Origin of the sequence: Pedobacter cryoconitis, from assembly GCF_003259615.1 — a bacterium.
Classification (GTDB): Bacteria; Bacteroidota; Bacteroidia; order Sphingobacteriales; family Sphingobacteriaceae; genus Pedobacter; species Pedobacter cryoconitis.
In genome coordinates, this window is record NZ_QLLR01000015.1 from 40544 (window position 1) to 61593 (window position 21050).

The window sequence follows — 21050 nt, forward strand, 5'->3', positions numbered from 1 at the left end:
TGTAATCAAATGAATAAATTTATATCTTATAGTCTCATTTTTAGTATCCTTTTGCTTTTTACGGCTTGTAAAAAATCATTTCTGGATAAAAACCCGCTAACACAGGTTTCACAAAGTACTTTCTGGAAAACGCAGAATGATGCTGATCTGGCGTTGGCAGCTTGTTATAATTTTTTATGCAAAGGAAACAATGCAACCGGGGTGAGTGCTGCTGGTGCTGGCTGGGGCGGTGGTTATATGTTCTGGGAAACTTTAACAGATAATGGTTATACGGTATCTACCGCTGCTAATTTCTCGACTATATCCACTGGCAATATTGAACCTACTATTGGCGGGATACAGTCTGATGCTTATAATTTCAGCTATCAGGCGATTGCTGCCTGTAACTTACTGCTGGTTAAGATCAAAGAGATCTCTTTAAGCGACGCGGTTCGCAACCAATATATGGCTGAAGCACGTTTTATCAGGGCTTACCATTATTTTTTACTGTCGCAGTTATATGGAGATTGTGTGCTGACTTTAAAGCCGCTCGGTTTTGATGAGGCCAGTACGAAACTGCCGAGATCACCAAAAAAACTAGTGGTTGATTCTATCCTGGCTGATCTGGATTTTTCTGCTGCTAATTTGCCAAATACGGGCTATACCGGTCATGCGGTTCGTGGAACAGCACTTGCTTATAAAGCGAAAGTGTTACTTACCAATGGACGTTTTCAGGAGGCTTCAGATGCTGCCAGATTGGTGATGGACGAGCATAAATTCAGTTTAGCTGCTACTTACAGCAGTTTATTCTTAAAACCAGGACAAAATTCAAACCCTGAGATCATGTTTTCTGCCCGTTATGCACCTCCGGCTTTTTATAGTCCGCAGGATTGGCTGTTTTCCTACCTGAATAATGTGAACGTACTGAATTACCTGGTAGATGATTATGAATGTACGGATGGGTTATCTATTCAAACCTCACCTTTGTACAACCCGGCAAAGCCTTATGCAAACAGAGATTTACGGTTAAAGATGACGGTAATTGTGCCGGGAGACTGGAGAGGAACTACCGCAGCCACGGCTTTTGACCCAAAGGCTATAGCGGTACCGAGTGGTTTTCTTCCGCGTAAAGGGGTTGATCTTTCCCGTTTTCCGACTACTTATGCTACGCAAAGTGATCAGGATTGGGTGTTAATGCGGTATGCGGAAGTTTTGTTAATGTATGCAGAGGCTCAGAATGAGGTTTCCGGACCCGATGTTACTGTATACAATGCAGTTAATTTAGTACGAACAAGGCCAACGGTTACTTTACCTGTTTTACCAGCAGGACTTTCAGCCGCAGAAATGCGCAATAAGATCCGCCATGAAAGGCGTATTGAGTTTGCATTGGAAGGTCAGCGTTTCTTCGATCTTAAAAGATGGCGCACCGACCGGACAGTAATTCCTACAATTAAAGATCCGAACAATGCGTTCCGGACTTTCCCGGCAAGAGATACGATATGGCCTGTTCCGCAGGCAGAGATTGAGATTGCCAGAAGTTTGAACAATACGGCGTTTAAGCAGAATCCAGGTTATTAAATATATCAGGGGAATTTTCGGGTTCCCCTGATGATTAAAATATTATCATTTTGTGCCAATCACTGTAAATTCTTTTTTCAGCTTTATATCTTCTGATGAGTTTCCGATCATCACCTGAAACTTACCGGGCTCTACAGTCCACTTCATATCTTTATCAAGTAGTGCCAGATCATCAGGATGTAAGACAAACTGAACAGTTTTAGTTTCTCCAGGTTTAAGTGACACCCGTTCAAATCCTCTTAAAACAGATTCATAAGTGGTGACGCTGCTTTCTACATCCTTCAGATATAATTGTACCACCTGATCTCCTTTGCGATCACCGGTATTTTTCACCTTCACGCTAATTTGTACTTCCTGCTGAGCGGATAACTGTGTTGGGGTGACCACTAAATCTGTAAATTCAAAGGTTGTATAGCTCAATCCATAGCCAAAAGGATATAATGCGCCCAAGACCGTGGTTTTTCCGTAACCATTGGGATCTTCTTTACTACTCTGGCCTGCTTGTGAAGCGGGTTTAAAGGGAAAGTTAAATTCGATCTGCCCGATGGATTTAGGAAAGGTCATCGTTAGTTTTCCTCCCGGATTATAGTCACCGAATAAGGTTTCCGCAACGGTTTTACCCGCAGATGGCCCCAGAAATCCGGCCTGAAGGATTGCTGACAAATACCTGTTTTCCCAGTTGATCGTTAATGGTCTTCCATTGACCATGACCATAATTACTGGTTTCCCGGTAGCCTGAAGCGCTTGTAATAACTGAAGCTGTCTGCCGGGTAATCCTAATCCGGTCCTGGATTTGCTTTCTCCAACCTGCGCGTCTGTTTCTCCGACTACAGCAATCACAACATCCGCATTTTGAGCAGCAGCAACTGCCTGCGCAATGGAAGCCTGTTCTGCAGGGCTTAATGGCGTTGGAATAATTTCACTTTCCGGCCAGGTTTCATCAATCACGTCGCAACCTTTAACATAGTTAACCTGTGGCTGCACGCTGTTTTTGTTATCATTTGATACATAACCTTTGATACCTTCTAATATACTTGTTACTGGGTTGTTAGAGGGACCATACCTGCTGGTGGTATAGTTGACCTCAGTTGCCAGCGGACCAGTGACCAGGATATTCTTTAACTTACTCTTGTCCAGAGGCAAAGTATGGTTTGAATTCTTTAGCAAAACCAGGGATTCTCTGTTGATCTGCCTGGCCAGTTCTTCATCAGCCTGAGTATGTACTATCCGGTCAGCTGCCGCAGGATCTTTCACATAAGGCTGATCAAATAATCCTAGTTTGAACTTCACCCGCAGCACATCAGCTACCCGCTGATTTAAAGTTTCCATAGAAACAGTTCCTTCATTCACCAGTTCGCGCAGCGGCAAGATGTACTTATCGGGCATATTGAAATTGGTATACACGTTTAAGCCTGCTTCTATAGCTTGTTTCACTGCGCCTTTCATATTTTCTGCAACATGGTGTTTACTGAAAATAAACTCCACGGCTTCACTGTCAGAGACAACATAACCAGTAAATCCAAATTGTTTACGCAGTAAATCTGTCAAAAAGTAAGGGCTCGCCGAAACCGGCACACCGTCCCAATCATTATAACTGCTCATAATTCCCATGGGATGAGCTTCTTGTATCACTCTTCTGAAAGGATATAAAAATAACTGGTGCATTTCCCGCGGAGCAACATGCGGATCTGTTCTTGCATTTCCATCACGGCCACCTTTAGGGACGCTGTAAACGGCGTAGTGTTTCAGGGTAGCCGCAGCGCCATGATCTTGTATGCCCAGGGTCATTTGTTTACCCATTTCTGCAATTAAATACGGGTCTTCGCCATAACATTCCACGACCCTGCCCCAGCGCTGATCACGCGCCACATCCAAAATCGGGGCGTATACATTGGTATAACCTAAAGCCCTGGCTTCTCTGCCTACCATACTTCCTGCCTGGTAAACCAAATGCTTATTCCAGGTACTTCCTATGTTAATGGGCGCGGGAAGCGGGGTTGCCCGATCGTGACAAAGTCCATGAATAGCTTCATTGGTAAAGTCTACAGGTATGCCCAACCGGGTTTCTTCCACAAACCATTTTTGTACGGTATTAATCGCCGAAGCATGTTTGCTGAAAGGAAAGGAATATTGAGTTTGCGCTTTTTTGTTGTAAGCCAGGCCGTTTAATTCTTCGTCAATATTAGCAATACCGTCTTTCCAGATCTCAGATTTCCAGCCTGCAGTGGGCATTTCATCTTTCAAAACACGTCCGTAGCCGTATAAAGTTGCAGTCTGATTCGTTTTCTCATTCAGGTTCATTTGACTTAACAAGTCATTTACCCGGACTTCTACAGGCTGAGATGGATCTTCGAACAGATCCATCTTCCCGTTTTTATTAAAATCTACCCAGCCTTTATGATATATATTTTTAGATTGGCAGAAGGAAGTCTGCGCAGTGATTAAAATTAATAGCGTACTGATCAGATATTGTGGTTTCATGTAAAATAGTTAGTCGAGTGCGCCAGATTTCATATTTCCTCCTTTGAGGTCCTTTTGTGTAATTTTTCCCTTAATTATAACTTTAATGACTGATGCAATGGAATCCGGTGCCGAAGCAGGAAGCATGATTACATTGCCCTTAAATTTCAACGTCCGGCCATCCGCTAATAAAGCTGCTGATTTAATCTGGTTATTCAACCCTGTAACTTCTATTTTACCTGCTGCCGGCCAGTCCAGTACGGTAAGATATAAAATAGTTTCCGCTCCGTTTTCTTTCGCTGTAATCCTTCCCCAGCTTACCTCTTCCAATGGATTTGCTTTGGAGGCATAAATGGCTTCTCCGTTAATTTTCATCCATTTCCCTATTTCGGCTAAGCGCTGTATACTCTCCTGGGGAAAAGTCCCATCTGGTTTTGGCCCTACATTCAACAGATAATTTCCGCCTTTAGAAGCAATATCCACCAGGTTTTTAATTAATACTGCCGTACTTTTCCAGTTGGTATCTTTTGTGCGGTATCCCCAGGTCCCATTCATGGTCATACAGGTTTCCCAGTCTTTACCGTCCAGTTCTTTACGGTCTGGTATTTTTTGCTCCGGTGTTTTGGTATCTCCGGAAAAATTGGGTCTTTTTAAACGGTCATTGGTAATAATATTGGGTTGTAGTTTTAACAATTCCTGCAGTTTCAAGGCCGCTTTGTCCGTCATATTCGTGGGTGTATCCCACCATAAAACAGCAATATCACCATAATTAGTAAGCAGTTCTTTAACCTGGGGCACGGCAACTTTATCAATATACTGATCAAATGTGGCTGTTTCCTGAGCAGGGTCCCAGTGTCCGTTATGGGCTAAAGTATAGGCATCAATTTTTGTAGAATCCGGATTTGCCCAACCTTCCCACATCAGCTTTCTTGCGGCAGAGCCTCCAGGATTATTCCAGTCTTGTGCGTGAGAATAATAAAAGCCAAGCTTGATGCCATATTTCTTACAGGCAGCAGCGAGTGGTTTTAATAAATCTTTACCATAAGGGGTCGCATCGGCGATATTCCATTGGCTGGCTCCTGATTTAAAAAGTGCAAATCCGTCATGGTGTTTAGCGGTAATCACAATATACTTCATGCCTGCATCTTTAGCCATTTTCACCCATGAATCGGGATCATAACTTTGCGGATTAAATTCTCTGGCCTTCGCCTGATATTCAGCGACAGGAATTTTAGAACGGTTCATAATCCATTCTGCACCGCCCCTGTTTTGTTCGTGACCATGGTAAACTCCTGCCCATTGTGCGTAGACACCCCAGTGGATGAACATACCAAACCGGGCTTCACGCCACCATTTCATTCTTTCATCTTTGGAAGGCTCCGTAGTCTGAGCAGCGAGAAGCTGGCTGCAGGCAAGGAGGATCAATAGTATAGAACAGCACTTTTTCATAAATATATTCGGTTAGATATTTGGTTTAGTCAATAGGCACCAGCTGAACTTCCAGCAATTTCATCAGTTCAGTTTTAGTGATTTTCAAAGGAGTTATCAAAAGATTATGTACTCCCGGATTAAGCTGGATTGTTCCTATTGCTTCAGTAATGGGAGCATTGGAAGCAAAAGAAGTGTTTTTTGTAAAGACCTGATCCGCGAGTGTCAAAGTATATTGCCCTCCGGTATCTCCTGCGGCTATATATCTGATCACTATTTTATACTGCGCAGTTGCTGTAGTGCGGAATTTCCAGCCTATCTTTTGATTAGCCGATTTCCAGTTATTGATATAATATTTATTGGCTTTACCGTCACCGAATTTGAAATTCACGTCTTTGTAATCAGCGTCAAAAGCAAGCAGCCTGGTTGTTAAACCTTCAGCCGCAACTAATCTGACCGGATCAATCTGCGGTATCCTTTGAATAGGTAAAACGATAACTGTATTCAGGGTATCAGGCATTTGAGCTGGCAGACTGAATACAATTTCAGTACCTGCCTGTGTAATCGGAATTGCTATTTTTGATTTATCCTGAAGGAAGTAAGGCGTTCCTGTTTGCCGGCTTAAACCTCCTAAAGATAAACGGCGGTTGGCTGGCCAGTTGAAAACATGCAGATAGATTTTGTCTTTGCCCATCGTGGTTACTCCCCAGCTTTGCAGTGGCAATGTAGTTTTAGAAGCCTGTTCAATACTTTCTGCGTTTTTCTTGTTCCATATTGCAATGCCGTTCAGAATAGCCTGATCTGCCGCATCAAAAGTACCATCACCCTTGGGGCCGATATTTAATAAAAGGTTACCTCCGCGGGAAACTGCTTTAGCAAGCAACTGCACAAAAAATTCAACAGATTTATGGCTATGGTCGTGTTTAGAATAACCGTAAGATTCGTTGGTTGTAGGAATTGCTTCCCAATCGCCCGAAACAGGTGCAAATTCTGCGGGCCTGTCTCCTGTGTTCTGGTAATCTCCAAAATTCATATTGCCATTTCTGGCCAGTCTGCCGTTAACGACTACATTTGGATCTGCTTTGCGGATGGCCTCCAGAATCCGCAGGTTCTCTGAAAAAGGAAGTTTATGCGGGGTATCAAACCATAATATATCAGGATGGTATTTTTTGATTAACTCCAGAATCTGAGGGATCGCTTTTTCATCTACATATTTTACGGCCTTAGGAAGCCAGTCGGGGTGCTGATCATACCAGTTTGCCCCTCCTATCAATTGATCACCTCCAGGGTTCTTATATTCCCAGTCATTACCGGGTGCATTAGGGTCTTCCCAGTCAAAGGCATGCGAATAATAGAAACCGAATTTCATGCCCTGTTTTTTTGCCGCCGCAGCAAGCTCAGCTAAAGGATCTCTTTTAAAAGGAGTTTGGGCAGTCAGGTTAAAATCAGATATGGAAGAGGGATACATTGCAAAGCCATCATGGTGTTTAGCCGTGATAATAAAGTAGTTCATGCCTGCATTTTTAGCGGACGTGATCCATTGGGCAGCATTAAAAGATACCGGGTTAAAGTCTTTGGCAAGCTCCAGGTAATCTGCTTTGGAAACTTTCTCTTTTCGCATTAAATGCTCTGAATAGCCTTCCACGTTTTTACCTTTCCATTCTCCTGCAGCTTGCGAATAGACACCCCAATGGACAAACATACCGAATTTCGCTTCTCGCCACCACCCGATCCGCTGGTCGTGGGTGACCATCGCCGTTTTCCACCATCCATTGACCGCCTGATCAATTGCCTTTTGATCTCTGGAAGCCGCAAAAGCCATTTGTCCGGCTTTTGACTGTTGAGCTTTATTGAACATGTCTTTGTCCTCATCCCCTGTCGTTTGCGCAAAGGCACTGGCAGTGAGTAACACGATGGAACATAAAACAGGCAGTTTTAATAAAAAACGCTTCATTCTTTTTTACTATTGGTTATAACAGCAAGTAAGCTATAAAAACGTTTTATTATTCACCGCCATTTAGCATATGATTCAGCTTTTTTAGCATTCAGGGTTAAGATGCTATAAATTCTCTTTGATAACTCAACGGACTTTTTCCGGTAATGCCCTTAAAGCATTTATGAAAGCTGGTAAAGTTATTAAATCCGCTCTCATAACAGATCTGCTTTATATTTAGTCTGTTATCAATTAATAGTTTACAGGCCTGGCCTACTTTAATTTCCGTTAGGAATTGTGAGTATGTTTTTTGGGTGAAGGATTTAAAATATCTGCAAAAAGAATTAGGGCTGATCCGCGCTACATCTGCGATTTCCTTTAGTTCAATTCTATTCCTGAAATTAGCGAATGTATAATCATAAATATCCTGAATGCGGTCATTGGTCATTTCTTCTTTCACCGGGGAATAACCGATCGAGGATAAAAATTCTGATTGATCACATTTGGCAATTTCCTGTAAAGCCTGGATCATATAAATGATCCGGTCTGTTCCTTCGGTTTCCAGCATGTAATCCAGCAGCTGGGTCACTGTTCTTTTATTGTTGCCTTCTATCCGGATTCCGCGTTTAGCTTTATCAAGAATATCTTTAATCATTTTATTTTCCGGCATATTCAGAAAGTATTCTCCTAAAAATTTCTCCGAGAAGTGGACGACTTTAAAGTCAGCATAGTTCTCGGGATCTATAGTTGTAAAGTCTTCATCAAAACGCCAGTAATGCGGCAGGTTAGCACCGACAAGAACTAAATCGCCAGATTTAAATTCACTGATGCTGTCTCCAATAAATTGTGTTCCTTTTCCTTTGATAAAATAGATAAGTTCAGCTTCAGGATGATAGTGAAACTTATTGTTCATCCCAGGTTTCAGATCATGGCGCACAGTGAATGATTGTGCAGGGCTTTTTGAGATTTTTAGTAATTGTGGTTTCATACGCTCTAAAATTAATCTTGATGATTCAAAGGACTGGCTATCTGCTGCAGGAACTTAGTGTCTGACTGGAAAGCGTTTTGAAAAAACTTTTCAGGATTACAAGCCATGCAGATAATCAAGCGGGTCAAATTTTGATTTTGTTTATATTCGGTTTCTAAAGTTGGGAAAACTATTTTCAATCCTGTTGTATGATTTGCTCAAAAATATGTATAAAACAAACATTGCATGGCAAGGAAGTTAAGTGAGGAAATTAAAATAGATCCGTCTGCTATACATCAAAACTTTAAAGAGTTAAGTATAAAATTGTTTTGCTGCCGGTACTGGATTCTGGAAGAGTGGGAATGTGATGATCTTAAAGTACCTTTCTGGCGGATTTATCATAATTCCGTTGGTGACTCTACGATCAGATTTAAAAATAGCACCATTCCGCTGAATAACGAAAATATCCTGATTATCCCGCCCAACACTTCATTTTCATCGCAATTAAAAAGAAATTTCAATTTTCAGGACGAGTCAATTATCGGCAGAAAATTCATAGAAACTGATGACCTCGCCACTTTAGCAGCACATGGTAAAGCAGATCATTTTTTTACGCATTTTTCATTGGGCTATCCTTTGGATTTCGTGACTAATACCATTTATGTAATCAAACCGGACGAAACAATTGGTCATTTGCTGAAAGAAATCAAAAGAGCCTGCGTGACCGATCTGGTTACCAATATGAAGGAATCGTTACGGGTCAAACAGTTAATTGCAGCCTGTCTGTTGAATTTACCGGATGAGATATGGGATTCAGGAAATATTGATCACCGGATTTTAAAGTCAATTAAGTTCATTGAGGGGAATTTCAGACGGAAAATAACGAATGAGCAACTGGCTGATACGGCAAATATGGCGGTCAATTCTTTTGCCCGGCTGTTTAAAATGAGCACCAAGATTACCACGCAGCAGTATATTCTAAAGTCAAGAGTGGAAGCAGGTTGCCATTTGATGCACCATAGCAATAAGTCACTGGATGAGATCTCTTATGAATGCGGTTTTTCTGACCGGCATCATTTTTCCAAGATCTTTAAAAAGACGATGAAGGTTAATCCTTCTGATTACAAAAAGTTATTAAAAATGGTTAACGGAATTAGTGAATAACCCCGTTAACCTGTGATGTAAAGCTCTGTAGTGATTATATAATGTATTATTTGATAGGGGTAATTACAATTTTCCTAAATTCAATCGGCCCGTGATCTCCTTGAAAGTAAATTGGCCCTGCTTCGGCTTCTTTACTGTCGAGTGCACCACCTGTAATTCCCGGGATCTCCTGGTTACTGATCACCGTTTTTCCATTTGCTACCACAGTGACCATACGACCAATTAGTGTAATATCATAAGTTTGCCACTGGTCTGGCCCTAAAGCGGCAATTTGATTGGGTGCAAGGAAGCCATAAACTCCGCTAAACAGGACGCTTGAAGGATGTGCTTCTTTAGGACTGTCTTCAATCTGCACTTCATAACGGCCTCTTAAATAAACTCCGCTGTTACTGCCTTTTTGATATTTAAATTCTACGTGTAATTTAAAATCTGTAAATTTCTGGTCCGATATTAAATTAGCACCTGAATGCGGACTTGTTAATACACCATTTTTAACAATCCATTGGTTTTCACCCAAAGCTTTCCACCCGGTCAGATCTTTTCCGTTAAACAAGGCAATCGGTTTAGCCCAGACTACCGGAGCGGTTCTATACAAATAAGGAGCTTTCACGCCTTTCCAATTATGTTTTTTCCCTTCGCTGGTCACCAAAGTTCCATGAATTTCATCACCGGTCAATTCGCCTTCTATCACAAAATCCTGATCCCCTTTTTCCCATTGTGGTGGAATGGTAAAGCTGAATTTACCATCTTTAAAGATCACTTTAGCGATTGGGCGCGCACTTCCGGACCCTCCAACAAAATAACCGGTCAGGGTACTGTATCCTGAAAGTTTAACTTCTAACCATGAGGGAACAGCTTTACCGTTTTCATCCATCGTAATGTCCCATCGGCCTATTAAATCTTTTGCAGCCGCCGCATTTTTAAGGCGGGCTGCCGGGGAATGGTCAGCTGCATATAGAGGGTTTACTGCTGCATATAGAGGATTCGCTATTGCATACAAAGGATTCGCTACTGCATACAGAGGATTTGCTACTGTGAAAGTGAGCAGACTGCCTAAACTTAAAACAAGAAATTTCTTATACATATTCATCGTATTATAATGGTTTACTGATTTGGTATCATAAGATAGGATTTATTTAATTTCAAATAAACCATATTTCCCATTATAATATATTCTTTACGAAGATTGCGCTTCAGGAAGCAGAAAAGTTATCCGCAAGAGCGGAGAAGGATTGCCGGGTTGAGTTAATATGCCACTGCAAGATTAAGTTGATAAGTTATTACAGAATTGAGTTAATGGACTATGGTAGTAGTCCAAAAATACAATTAAAGCAATCCCGATCACTGCTCAATGATGACTAAAGGTTATCAGGGTTTAACGTAATTAAAAACAATACTATCTTTAACAACGAGACCGCTCATTCCTTCTCCATTATAAGTAATTACATACTTTCCTGGTTTTTGAATAGCATAGCCCTTCAGCAAATCAACTTCGATAGCAAGACTGTCTCCCGGGTTTACTTTTTGATAACTGCTTGCTGGTGGCGGCATCATTCTTTTGGCCATCGCACCTTTGTAATTCGCTTCTTCTCCATTTACTTCTTTAACGTCAAGGTACTTGCTCATTAAAGGTTCAAACGGAGTGTGCCATTTGCAAAACTGCTGTACACTGTCTGTAGGGTTATAAACAGTAAATTTCAGTTTAACTGAGTCACCTGCTTTAATGCTGCTTTTAATTTGCATGGCGGCATAAATCTTTTCGCCAACCGGCCTTTTCCATGCCCTGTTAGTTGCGGCATCCTCTTTAACCTTCCTGGCTGAAGAAGTCGATGTTTGATTGCTGCAGGAAGAAAATGCCAGAACTGCAACGGATAATAGTGGAATAATTGATTTCATTTATTTAGTTTATTTGTTTTTCTGTCTGATGAACCCGATATGAATGAATAATTTATTGCCCTGCGGATTTAATAATTATTTTAATCATATCGGGTTCATCGTATAAAAGTATATGTTTTATCAGCTATAGCTGCATCCCGGGCCATTTATTAGCTTAATATTTTATTGGTTTTATTGCGAATCATCATTTTCCAGGAGATTGAATAAAAGGATGCTTTTTAAGTATAACAACCTTCATACCAAGGAAAATTTACTGTGTTTCAAGCGTATCACTGATTATCTTTATATATTAATTCTTTAATTTTAATTAAATAATATTTTGTTTTATACAAATTATGATGTTAGTTTTATGTTAAATCTATAACCTAAACCAACTATCATGAAAACAAAAAAACATTTAAGATTAATGTTATTACCTGCACTATTACTCTTGTGTATGGCATCCTGTAAAAAGCAAGAGGCAGATTCCGCAATTCCTGACAACCAAATGAATGCGAACAACACAGCGGTGAATGGCGTTTCTGCAGCAAACTTTAAAGTAATTGGCTATGTACCTTCCTGGGCCGGCGAAGTTAATCAAATTCAGTACAGTAAATTAACGCATATCAATTATGCTTTTATCCTTCCGACCGCTTCTGGTGGTTTCCAACCATTAGAAAACCCTTCAAAACTTCAAAGCCTGGTGGCTACTGCACATGCTAATAATGTAAAAGTATTAGTATCAGTTGGCGGATGGAATAATGGTGATGACAGCGCATTTGAGGCTTTCGCTTCCAGCGCAGCCGGCCGTACAACTTTCACTAATAATGTAATCAATTTGGTGAATCAGTATAACCTGGATGGTATTGATATTGACTGGGAATATCCTGACGCAGGAAATTCAGGTAATAATTATACAGCTTTAATGCAGCAGTTAAGCACTGCAATGCACAACAAAGGAAAATTATTAACCGCAGCTGTGGTTTCTTACAATGGCCCGGGTGTACAAAATGCAGTATTCGCTGCAGTAGATTTTTTAAATATTATGGCTTATGATGAAGGTGGAGCTAACCACTCTACTTATGCGCTTGCTGTTCAGTCTTTAAACTACTGGGTGGGCAGAGGTCTTCCTGCAAGCAAAGCTAATTTAGGAGTTCCATTTTATGGCCGTTCTTCTAATGAGTATGTAGATTATAAAACCATTTTATCAAGAGGCGGAAGCCCAAATTCAGATTCTTATGCGGGAATCGGATACAATGGCATCCCTACCATTAAAAGCAAAACTAATCTTGCTTTTGACCAGGCTGGTGGTATTATGATCTGGGAGTTATCGCAAGATGCTACTGGCGCAAATTCGCTGCTGTCTGCAATTAACCAGGTGGTAGTTTCCAGAGCGGGCAATCCAGGTGGGTCTATTCCAATCGGAAGTACAGTGACGCTAAAAGGGATCAATGGCCGCTATGTAAGTGGTGAAGATGGAGCAACAGCAATGACTTGTAACCGCACTGCGGCATCACCTGTGGAAACTTTTACGGTAGTTGATGCTGGAGGTGGTAAAATATCCTTAAGGAGCAAAGGTAAATATGTTTCGTCAGAAAATGGAACTCAGGCTATTACCTGCAGCCGCGCTACTGCTGGTGACTGGGAAAAGTTTGACTGGGTAACCAATGCAGATGGAACAGTATCTTTCAGAGGAAATAATGGAAAATATATTTCAAGCGAAAATGGTGCACAGGCGATGACTTGTAATCGCGCAACGATTTCGGGCTGGGAGGCTTTTGGTATCAATAAATAAAATCTCAATTTATAAAAACAGGCTGCTCTAATGGAGCAGCCTGTTTTTATAGTTAACTTATTTCAACAATGACTTTAACTTATTTGAACAGCGCCTTACGTGAACTCGTTGTATAAGCACTAAATACACCTAAAGCGTGGTTATCAAAGTTTGAAGGCGGATTTGCTGGCGAAACAGGCTGGGTTTCAGATAAGTTCTGTCCCAGGCTAAAAAAATACCTGTGAACTGCTTTATCGACACATTGAAACTCTACGGCAACGGTATCTCCGGGAACCATATCCTTACTCAAATCATAAAAGATCACATCATTCACCTTATTGCCATCGTTAAACCGGTCGTCTGTCGCCGCATCGAATTCCACTTTACCTTTGAAGCGAACAATAGAATGATACCAATTCTCTACTCCAGGCGGATCATCATAAATGACAGCCACGTATTTCCTGGTTTTATTCGCCACGGTAAGCTCTTTAAAAGTCAGCAGGTTCAAGATTACTTTCTTCGGCATCGTAGATGTTGCGGTATAAGTTTGCCCCTGCGCATTGACGGTTAACTTATAAGTTGTTCCGGGTTTTCCTCTGAATTTCGGACTGTTGTAAATCCCGGTGGTTTTCTCCGTATAATTAACGGTTGTCCCGTCACTTCCGGTGAGTACGACTTTTGCACCTGCGAGTCCATTAAATTTATTCTCTTCGGTGAAAGAATAGGTGGTAGAAATCCTGACGACCTGAACTTCATTGAGGTCATTTACACCCCCGTCAATGACAATAACTGGTTTTACGTTATCCAGATTCAGGTCAATTGCCTTCTCACAGGCGGAAAATAAACTCAGCGATAATATTCCGGTCAGGAACACGGCTCCCGACTTAAATTGTCTGTTTCGATTTGAATACATCATGATACTAGAATTTAAAGTTCCAGGTTACGGAAGGGATAATTCCAAACAAGGTGGTTCTCACGACCTGTGTTTTAGCAGCATTATCCGGATCATCCTTAAAATTAATTGCAAAAGCATTCTGGCGATTGTAGAGGTTATAAATACCAAAAGTCCAGCTGGATTGATATTTCTTACCCGGTTTCCCATCCAGCGTTGCTGAAACATCAAGACGGTGATAAGCGGGCGTACGGTAACCGTTTTTATCCGTATAATAGAAAGCAGTTCTGCCGTTCACCTGGTATTTACCACTCGGATAAGTCACCGCATTTCCTGTGTTATATACAAACACAGTAGAAAGTGTCCAGCGGGGACTTGCTTTGTAAATTCCGACTAAAGAAACATCGTGTGTCCGGTCTTGTTTGGCATTAAACCAGCGGCCATCATTCAGGGTATCAAACTGCCTTTCTGTTTTAGAATAGGTATACCCTATCCACCCGTTGAATTTGCCAAATCTCTTCTTAAAAAATAGTTCTATGCCGTAGGCTCTGCCATCACCATAAAGCAGATCTGCTTCTACATTATCTTTTTCACGCAGATCTGCACCGTTCCGGTATTCGATTTGGTGCTGCATTGATTTATAGTAGATTTCTGCAGAGAACTCATATTGGTTATCGTTGAAATTCCTGAAGTAACCTGTAGAGAACTGGTCAGCAATTTCCGGCCTCACGTTATTGCTGTTCATGATATATAAATCAGTTGGAGAGGTGGAAGTAGAATTAGACATCAAATGGATGTTTTGTGTATTCCGGGTATAAGCTGCTTTAATAGCACTGTTACCACTGAGCTGGTAGCTGGCGGAAAACCGGGGTTCCAGGTTGAGGTAGTTTTTCACAGACTGACTGGAGGCATAACTATTCGTTTTCAGGATATTACCTTCCGCATCATAGGTTTTGAAATGGCCCGGCCCAAGCACTGAGAAACCACTCAATCGTAATCCATAAACCATTTTAAACTTATCGCTCACACTCCATTCATCAGTCAGATAAGCTGCGAGTTCGAGTCCTTTGCGGTTTTCGTAAGTAATGGGGTTGACACTGGATTCGCTGGTAGCAGTCATCTTACCGGGGGCAATGGTATGATGGATAGCGTTTAGGCCGAATTTTAGCTGATGTTTGTTGCTGATACTATACTGGAAGTCTTGCTTTAAGTTAAAGTCTCTGATGAAAGAATTGACTTCAAAATTAGCGTCTTCCATCAGGTTATCGATCACATAGCTATAATGGCTATAGATGAGCGAAGTGTTGGAAAATAGCTTTGGACTATATAAGTGGTTCCACCGCATGGTAACGGTTGCATTCCCCCAGTCAAAGCCAAATATATTAACGAGGTTCAGCTTATCTCTGCCAAAGTAACCAGAGAGGAAAAGCGTGTTTTTGTCATCGATTTTATAATTGGCCTTTGCATTGAGATCATAGAAGTATAAGGCATTTTTACTGATGGATTTATTGGGCGACAATTTAAAAAAGGCATCCAGATAAGTCCTGCGACCACTGATCATATAGGATCCTTTGTCTTTGACAATCGGCCCTTCTACTTTGAGCCGGGAAGAAATCAGGCCAATCCCTCCTTCAACGGTGGTTTCTTTGCTATTGCCTTCCTTCATTTTGATGTCTATGACTGAAGACAACCTCCCGCCGTACTGTGCTGGCATCCCTTCTTTATAAACAGTAACGTCTTTGATCGCATCGGAGTTAAAGGTGGAGAAAAAACCGAGCAGATGAGAGGCGTTGTAAACGGGGGCTTCATCCAAAAGGATCAGGTTTTGATCGGTTGCCCCGCCTCTCACATAAAAGCCGCTGTTTCCTTCTCCGGCTAATTTAATACCGGGCAAAAGCTGCAGGGCTTTCATCACATCCCTTTCTCCCAGTAGCATGGGGAGGCTCCGGATTTCATTCATACTCATCCTTTGAGGCCCCATTTGAGGGCTGTTGATATTGTCATTACTTTTTGCGCCGGCAATCACCACTTCATCTAATTGATTACCGGGTTCGAGCACGAAGTTAAGATGTGTATCTTTTGATAAGTTAAGATGTTGTGTGATAGTTTTGTAGCCAATAAAGCTAACAGAAATATCATGCTCGCCCGGTGTAGTGCCAACAGCATAAAAGCCGTAGCCATTGGTCATGGCTACGGCGGTTGTGCCTCCGGTTATTTTAACGCTGGCACCAATTAAGGTTTCTCCTGTTTTCCCATCAGTTACATTTCCGGTAATGGTCTTTTTGACCTGGGCAAATGAGAACTGGAATTGAGTGAGGAGGATAAGCAATAGTAAATTCCGATAGGTAGATCGCATAAATGTGCTTTAGGTTTCACTCAATAAACAATAAACCCGGAAAATCCTTTCCGGGGTAAAGATTTGGTTAGAATCGGGATTAGTAGGCGTTGTCTTCGCCGTGAATTACGTTGCTAATAGTCATAAAAAGAATCTTCACATCAAGCATAGCAGTCCAGTTTTCCAGGTACCAGATGTCGTGTTTCACACGTTTCTCCATAGAACCCGGTGCTTTGGTTTCTCCGCGGAAGCCATTCACTTGCGCCCATCCGGTAATTCCTGGCTTCATAAAGTGACGTACCATGAATTCACTGATAATTGCCCTGTATTCTTCTGTGTGACTTAACATATGTGGTCTTGGCCCTACAACGGTCATACTTCCGGCAAATACGTTAAAGAATTGCGGCAGCTCATCTAAACTTGTTTTGCGCAAAAATTTACCAATTGGCGTAATACGGTCATCGTTTTTAGTAGCCTGTTTTTTATCACTGGTACTATTCATCCGCATGCTTCTGAATTTCAGACACCAGAATGGTTCGTCATTTCTACCGCTGCGCAGTTGCTTAAACAAGACCGGCCCTTTACTTTGCAGCTTAATCAGCAGTGCAATGACCGGATATAACCAGCTTAGAATAAACAGGATAACCAGGCCGCTGAATATAATATCAAAGGTCCTTTTTTTGAAACGGTTACTCATCAGTTCCAGGGGTTCGTTACGCAGGGTGATAATCGGAAATTCATCGCCCATATAACTCATGGTATACGGCGCATCCAAAGAACCTGCGATGTCAGGAATGAACTTCAGGCGCAGACATTGTTTATCTGCTTCTCTGACCAAAGAATGCATCTTTGACATTCTTTCTGGTGGCACAGAAACGTACAGATCTTTGACACCACCTGCCGCTGCTGCTTTCATTTCAGCAATGGCAAAGTCAGAAATCATGCCTGTTTTATCACTGTAAAAGTCTTCATCCCGCTCTGCGATAATCCCATAAAAATCTACGTTATTTTGCTTTGTCAGATAACTGGCAAGTCGGTTTCCCGTAGGGTTCCCCCCCATTACAGCCACCTTTTTAGTGACATGGAATTTACTGATTAACAGGAATTGCAAAGATGTACCTACAAAACGGTTTAGCAAAAATGCACTGGAAAGCAGGAAATAAAAGATAGTAATGAATGTTTTTGAAAAGTCAACATTCTTTTCCAGTAAAAGATAAGCTGAAAACAACACGCTGTGCATGAGTATACTTCTCCAGGTGCTTCTGTAAATACGCTCCAGTCGTCTGGCTCCATACTCAGTATACATACCAAAAAACAAGGCATTAAACACCCAAATCAGGTTACATACGATCACATAATGATGTAATAATTCATAAGAAACATTTTTTCCCATGTAAATACTTAAATCATAGGCCGCAAAGTAAACCAGATTAAGCATTAACAGGTCAGTGACGGGTAAAACATACCTTAAAAGGTATAAATAACGTGTTTGCATAGGTAGATTTATTTATAGACACACGAATATAGCAAATAAGCGCCAATCGCAAAGAGAATTATAAATTTTATTCTAATATTTAACTTAAAAAGTTATTTATAGCGTGATATTTATTATTTAATCAAAATTTAACAATAATTGAATAAAATATAAGCGCCATACTCCTTATGGTTTTAAAAGCTTTTTTTAGATTTCATTTAAGAATAAAATAACAAGAATAATACCTCAATACGGAAAAAATGGGAATCAAAGGAAACATTCCTTACAACTTACAGCGATATTTACAAAAAAAAAAGATCCCTCAAACGATTGCCTGAGGGATCTTTTCAGCGCAGCACAATTGCCGCAAAAAACAAGCTTATTTTAGCAACTTCAACAAATACTGTCCATAACCGCTTTTAACTAAAGGCGTAGCTACAGCAGTCAGCTGCGCTTCATCTATAAAGCCCATCCGGTAAGCAACTTCTTCGATCGCCCCTATTTTCTGCCCCTGACGCTCTTCAATAACCTGAACAAATTGCCCAGCCTGCATCAAGGAGTTAAACGTACCAGTATCCAGCCAGGCTGTACCCCTGCTAAGCACACCAACTTTCAATTTCCCCTGCCCGAGGTAAACTTTATTTACATCGGTGATTTCATATTCTCCGCGTGGCGATGGTTTGATATTTTTTGCAATCTCCACCACACTGTTATCATAAAAATATAAACCCGGAACCGCATAATCAGATTTAGGATGAACCGGCTTCTCTTCAATAGATACCGCTTTTTTATCTTCATCAAATTCCACCACACCGTAACGTTCCGGATCAGAAACCTGGTAAGCAAAAACAACCCCTCCATCAGGATCGGCGCTTGCCTGCAATAATTTAGACATCCCTTCTCCGTAAAAAATATTATCCCCCAATACCAGGGCAACTTTATCTTTTCCAATAAAATCGGCCCCAATCACAAATGCCTGCGCCAGCCCATTTGGCTCCGCCTGCACTGCATAAGAAAATTTACAACCCAGGCGGCTTCCATCACCCAGCAGCTTTTCAAAGTTAGGCAGATCGTGAGGTGTAGAAATAATCAGTACTTCTCTGATCCCTGCCAGCATTAAAGTTGACAACGGATAATAGATCATCGGCTTATCATAAACCGGCATCATTTGTTTACTCATTACAAGTGTGAGCGGATGCAAACGCGTTCCACTCCCTCCTGCCAGAATTATTCCTTTCATATCTTAAATTTGAGGTACGTTAATTAAAGCCAATTGATTGATACAAACTAATAAACTATCTCTCCAGTAAGGAATTTCCAAATCAAAAGTCTCTTTGATTTTAGTTTTATCCATGACAGAGAATTTCGGCCTTACAGCCCTTGTCGGATATTTAGAAGTAGGAATAGGGAATAGTTTTACTGTAGTAGCACTGAGCTCAAAAATGCCCTGCGCAAAATCATACCACGAAGTCACCCCTTCATTACTGTAGTGATAAACGCCGTAAGCTGTTTTGCCAGATGCGATGATCGCTAAAATTGCTTTCGCCAGATCAATTGCATAAGTTGGCGTACCAATCTGATCGGCAATAATATTCAGCTCGTCTCTTTCTGCCCCTAATTTCAGCATGGTTTTCACAAAGTTATTTCCATATTCAGAATACAACCAGCTGGTACGCAGAATGAAATGAGCAGACAAAACTGCTGCAATATCTTTTTCTCCTGCTAATTTAGTGACCCCATAAACATTAACAGGCTCAGCAGTATCTTCTTCTTTCAATAAATTAACACTGTTACCGGCAAAGACAAAATCGGTAGAAACATGAACCATCGCTGCACCGTAAGCCTGGCAAAGCAGCGCAATATTCTTTGCACCATCCCTGTTAATCTGCTCACAAAGCCCCACATCATCTTCTGCTTTATCTACTGCCGTATAAGCCGCACAGTTAATCACAAATTTGGGCTGCTCTGCAATAAACAGTTTCTCCAGCGCTGCATAGTCCAGTATATTTCCCGCAGTTTCATCCGGAAAAGAGATAGACTCCAGTCCTGTTTGTGAAGCCACTTTTTTAATGCAGCTACCCAGCTGACCGGATGCGCCTAATACTAATATTTCCATTTATCTTTCTGCGTATTGAGTTTCATAATAAGACTGATAATTCGACGAAGTTACATCATCCAGCCATTGTTCATTTTCAAGGTACCAATCTACAGTTTTCGCCAGACCTTCTTCAAATTGAAGACTTGGAACCCAGTTTAATTTTTCCTGAAGCTTAGACGAATCGATTGCATACCTTAAATCATGACCGGCGCGATCGGTTACATAAGTAATCAATTGTTCAGAAGTACCAGCTGAACGGCCGAGCTTCTCATCCATAATCTTACAAAGAAGCTTAATCAGGTCAATGTTTTTCCATTCGTTATGACCACCAATATTATAGGTTTCACCTGCTTTTGCCTGGTGAAAGATCACATCAATAGCACGGGCATGATCTTCTACCCAAAGCCAGTCACGCACGTTTTCACCTTTACCATATACAGGCACAGCTTTGTTATTTTTAATATTATTGATCGCCAGCGGGATCAGCTTCTCCGGAAAATGGTGAGATCCATAGTTATTTGAACAGTTGGAAATCACAACATCCAGACCATAAGTATCGTGGTAAGCCCGAACAAAATGATCAGAACTTGCTTTAGAGGCAGAATATGGGCTATGCGGATCATAAGCAGTTGTTTCTGTAAACATCCCTGTTTCACCAAGCGCCCCATAAACTTCATCTGTAGAGACATGATAAAAACGTTTCTGAGCATAGTCACCTTTCCACTGTTCTTTTGCAGCATTCAGCAGATTAACTGTTCCGATTACATTGGTCATCACAAATTCCATCGGATTGGAGATCGAACGGTCAACATGAGATTCGGCAGCTAAATGAATAACAGCATCAAACTGCGCGGTACGGAACAGTTCAGCTATAAAAGCAGCATCCACAATATCGCCTTTTACAAATTCGTAGTTTGGTGCCGATTCTATATCAGTCAGATTTAAAAGGTTCCCTGCATAAGTTAACTTATCCAGGTTTACGATCTGATAATCGGGGTAGCTCTTTACGAACCTGCGCACCACATGGGAACCGATAAACCCGGCACCACCGGTAATTAAAATTTTCTTAGTCATCATTATAAATTTAATGGTT

15 protein-coding genes are annotated in these 21050 nt (G+C 41.2%); 3 read left to right on the forward strand and 12 right to left on the reverse strand.

Features of this window, described 5'->3' with window-relative positions; translation table 11 throughout:
• Positions 1–9: 9 nt before the first annotated feature.
• Entirely contained in the window at positions 10–1557 is a 1548-nt protein-coding gene (locus LY11_RS14865; protein ID WP_111634457.1) for a RagB/SusD family nutrient uptake outer membrane protein, read from the forward strand.
• 45 nt (positions 1558–1602) lie between these two features.
• Here LY11_RS14865 and LY11_RS14870 read toward each other — a convergent pair whose 3' ends face one another.
• The 4 genes from LY11_RS14870 to LY11_RS14885 form a co-directional block, all read right to left on the reverse strand.
• A complete protein-coding gene (locus LY11_RS14870; RefSeq protein WP_111634458.1) occupies positions 1603–4038 on the reverse strand; it encodes a glycoside hydrolase family 3 N-terminal domain-containing protein in 2436 nt (811 codons plus the stop codon).
• A 9-nt stretch (positions 4039–4047) separates the two neighbouring features.
• Positions 4048–5466 (reverse strand): alpha-L-fucosidase, encoded by a 1419-nt coding sequence (locus tag LY11_RS14875; protein ID WP_111634459.1) that lies wholly within the window; start codon positions 5464–5466, stop codon positions 4048–4050.
• Between the two features lie 25 nt (positions 5467–5491).
• Positions 5492–7399 carry an alpha-L-fucosidase gene (locus tag LY11_RS14880; RefSeq protein ID WP_111634460.1) on the reverse strand — a complete coding sequence of 636 codons (1908 nt, stop codon included), beginning with the start codon at positions 7397–7399 and terminating at the stop codon, positions 5492–5494.
• Positions 7400–7496: 97 nt separating this feature from the next.
• Entirely contained in the window at positions 7497–8366 is an 870-nt protein-coding gene (locus LY11_RS14885) for an AraC family transcriptional regulator (RefSeq protein WP_111634461.1), read from the reverse strand.
• Between the two features lie 225 nt (positions 8367–8591).
• On the opposite strand from LY11_RS14885, the gene LY11_RS14890 reads away from it, so the two are divergent.
• Complete coding sequence (locus LY11_RS14890) at positions 8592–9509, forward strand: helix-turn-helix domain-containing protein (protein WP_111634462.1); 918 nt, start codon at positions 8592–8594, stop codon at positions 9507–9509.
• A 46-nt stretch (positions 9510–9555) separates the two neighbouring features.
• Here the strand turns inward: LY11_RS14890 and LY11_RS14895 are convergent, their stop codons facing one another.
• Both LY11_RS14895 and LY11_RS14900 read right to left on the reverse strand, forming a co-directional pair.
• Positions 9556–10593, reverse strand: coding sequence for a 3-keto-disaccharide hydrolase (locus LY11_RS14895; RefSeq protein ID WP_111634463.1), 1038 nt, complete (start codon positions 10591–10593; stop codon positions 9556–9558).
• Between the two features lie 284 nt (positions 10594–10877).
• Positions 10878–11405: a protease gene (locus LY11_RS14900; RefSeq protein WP_111634464.1), complete on the reverse strand. Its 528-nt coding sequence runs from the start codon at positions 11403–11405 to the stop codon at positions 10878–10880.
• Between the two features lie 379 nt (positions 11406–11784).
• Here LY11_RS14900 and LY11_RS14905 point away from each other — a divergent pair, with 379 nt between their 5' ends.
• Positions 11785–13179 (forward strand): glycosyl hydrolase family 18 protein, encoded by a 1395-nt coding sequence (locus LY11_RS14905; RefSeq protein ID WP_211321558.1) that lies wholly within the window; start codon positions 11785–11787, stop codon positions 13177–13179.
• Between the two features lie 79 nt (positions 13180–13258).
• Here the strand turns inward: LY11_RS14905 and LY11_RS14910 are convergent, their stop codons facing one another.
• The 6 genes from LY11_RS14910 to rfbB all read right to left on the reverse strand — a co-directional run bounded on the left by LY11_RS14910 (position 13259) and on the right by rfbB (position 21031).
• On the reverse strand, positions 13259–14074 hold the full coding sequence (locus LY11_RS14910; RefSeq protein WP_245952780.1) for a DUF4249 family protein: 816 nt from the start codon (positions 14072–14074) through the stop codon (positions 13259–13261).
• A 4-nt stretch (positions 14075–14078) separates the two neighbouring features.
• Complete coding sequence (locus tag LY11_RS14915) at positions 14079–16406, reverse strand: TonB-dependent receptor (protein ID WP_111634466.1); 2328 nt, start codon at positions 16404–16406, stop codon at positions 14079–14081.
• 79 nt (positions 16407–16485) lie between these two features.
• Entirely contained in the window at positions 16486–17880 is a 1395-nt protein-coding gene (locus LY11_RS14920) for an undecaprenyl-phosphate glucose phosphotransferase (protein WP_111634467.1), read from the reverse strand.
• 358 nt (positions 17881–18238) lie between these two features.
• Complete coding sequence (gene rfbA / locus LY11_RS14925; RefSeq protein WP_111634468.1) at positions 18239–19099, reverse strand: glucose-1-phosphate thymidylyltransferase RfbA; 861 nt, start codon at positions 19097–19099, stop codon at positions 18239–18241.
• 3 nt (positions 19100–19102) lie between these two features.
• Positions 19103–19975: a dTDP-4-dehydrorhamnose reductase gene (rfbD, locus tag LY11_RS14930; protein ID WP_111634469.1), complete on the reverse strand. Its 873-nt coding sequence runs from the start codon at positions 19973–19975 to the stop codon at positions 19103–19105.
• Positions 19976–21031 (reverse strand): dTDP-glucose 4,6-dehydratase, encoded by a 1056-nt coding sequence (gene rfbB, locus LY11_RS14935; RefSeq protein ID WP_111634470.1) that lies wholly within the window; start codon positions 21029–21031, stop codon positions 19976–19978.
• Positions 21032–21050 lie beyond the last annotated feature (19 nt).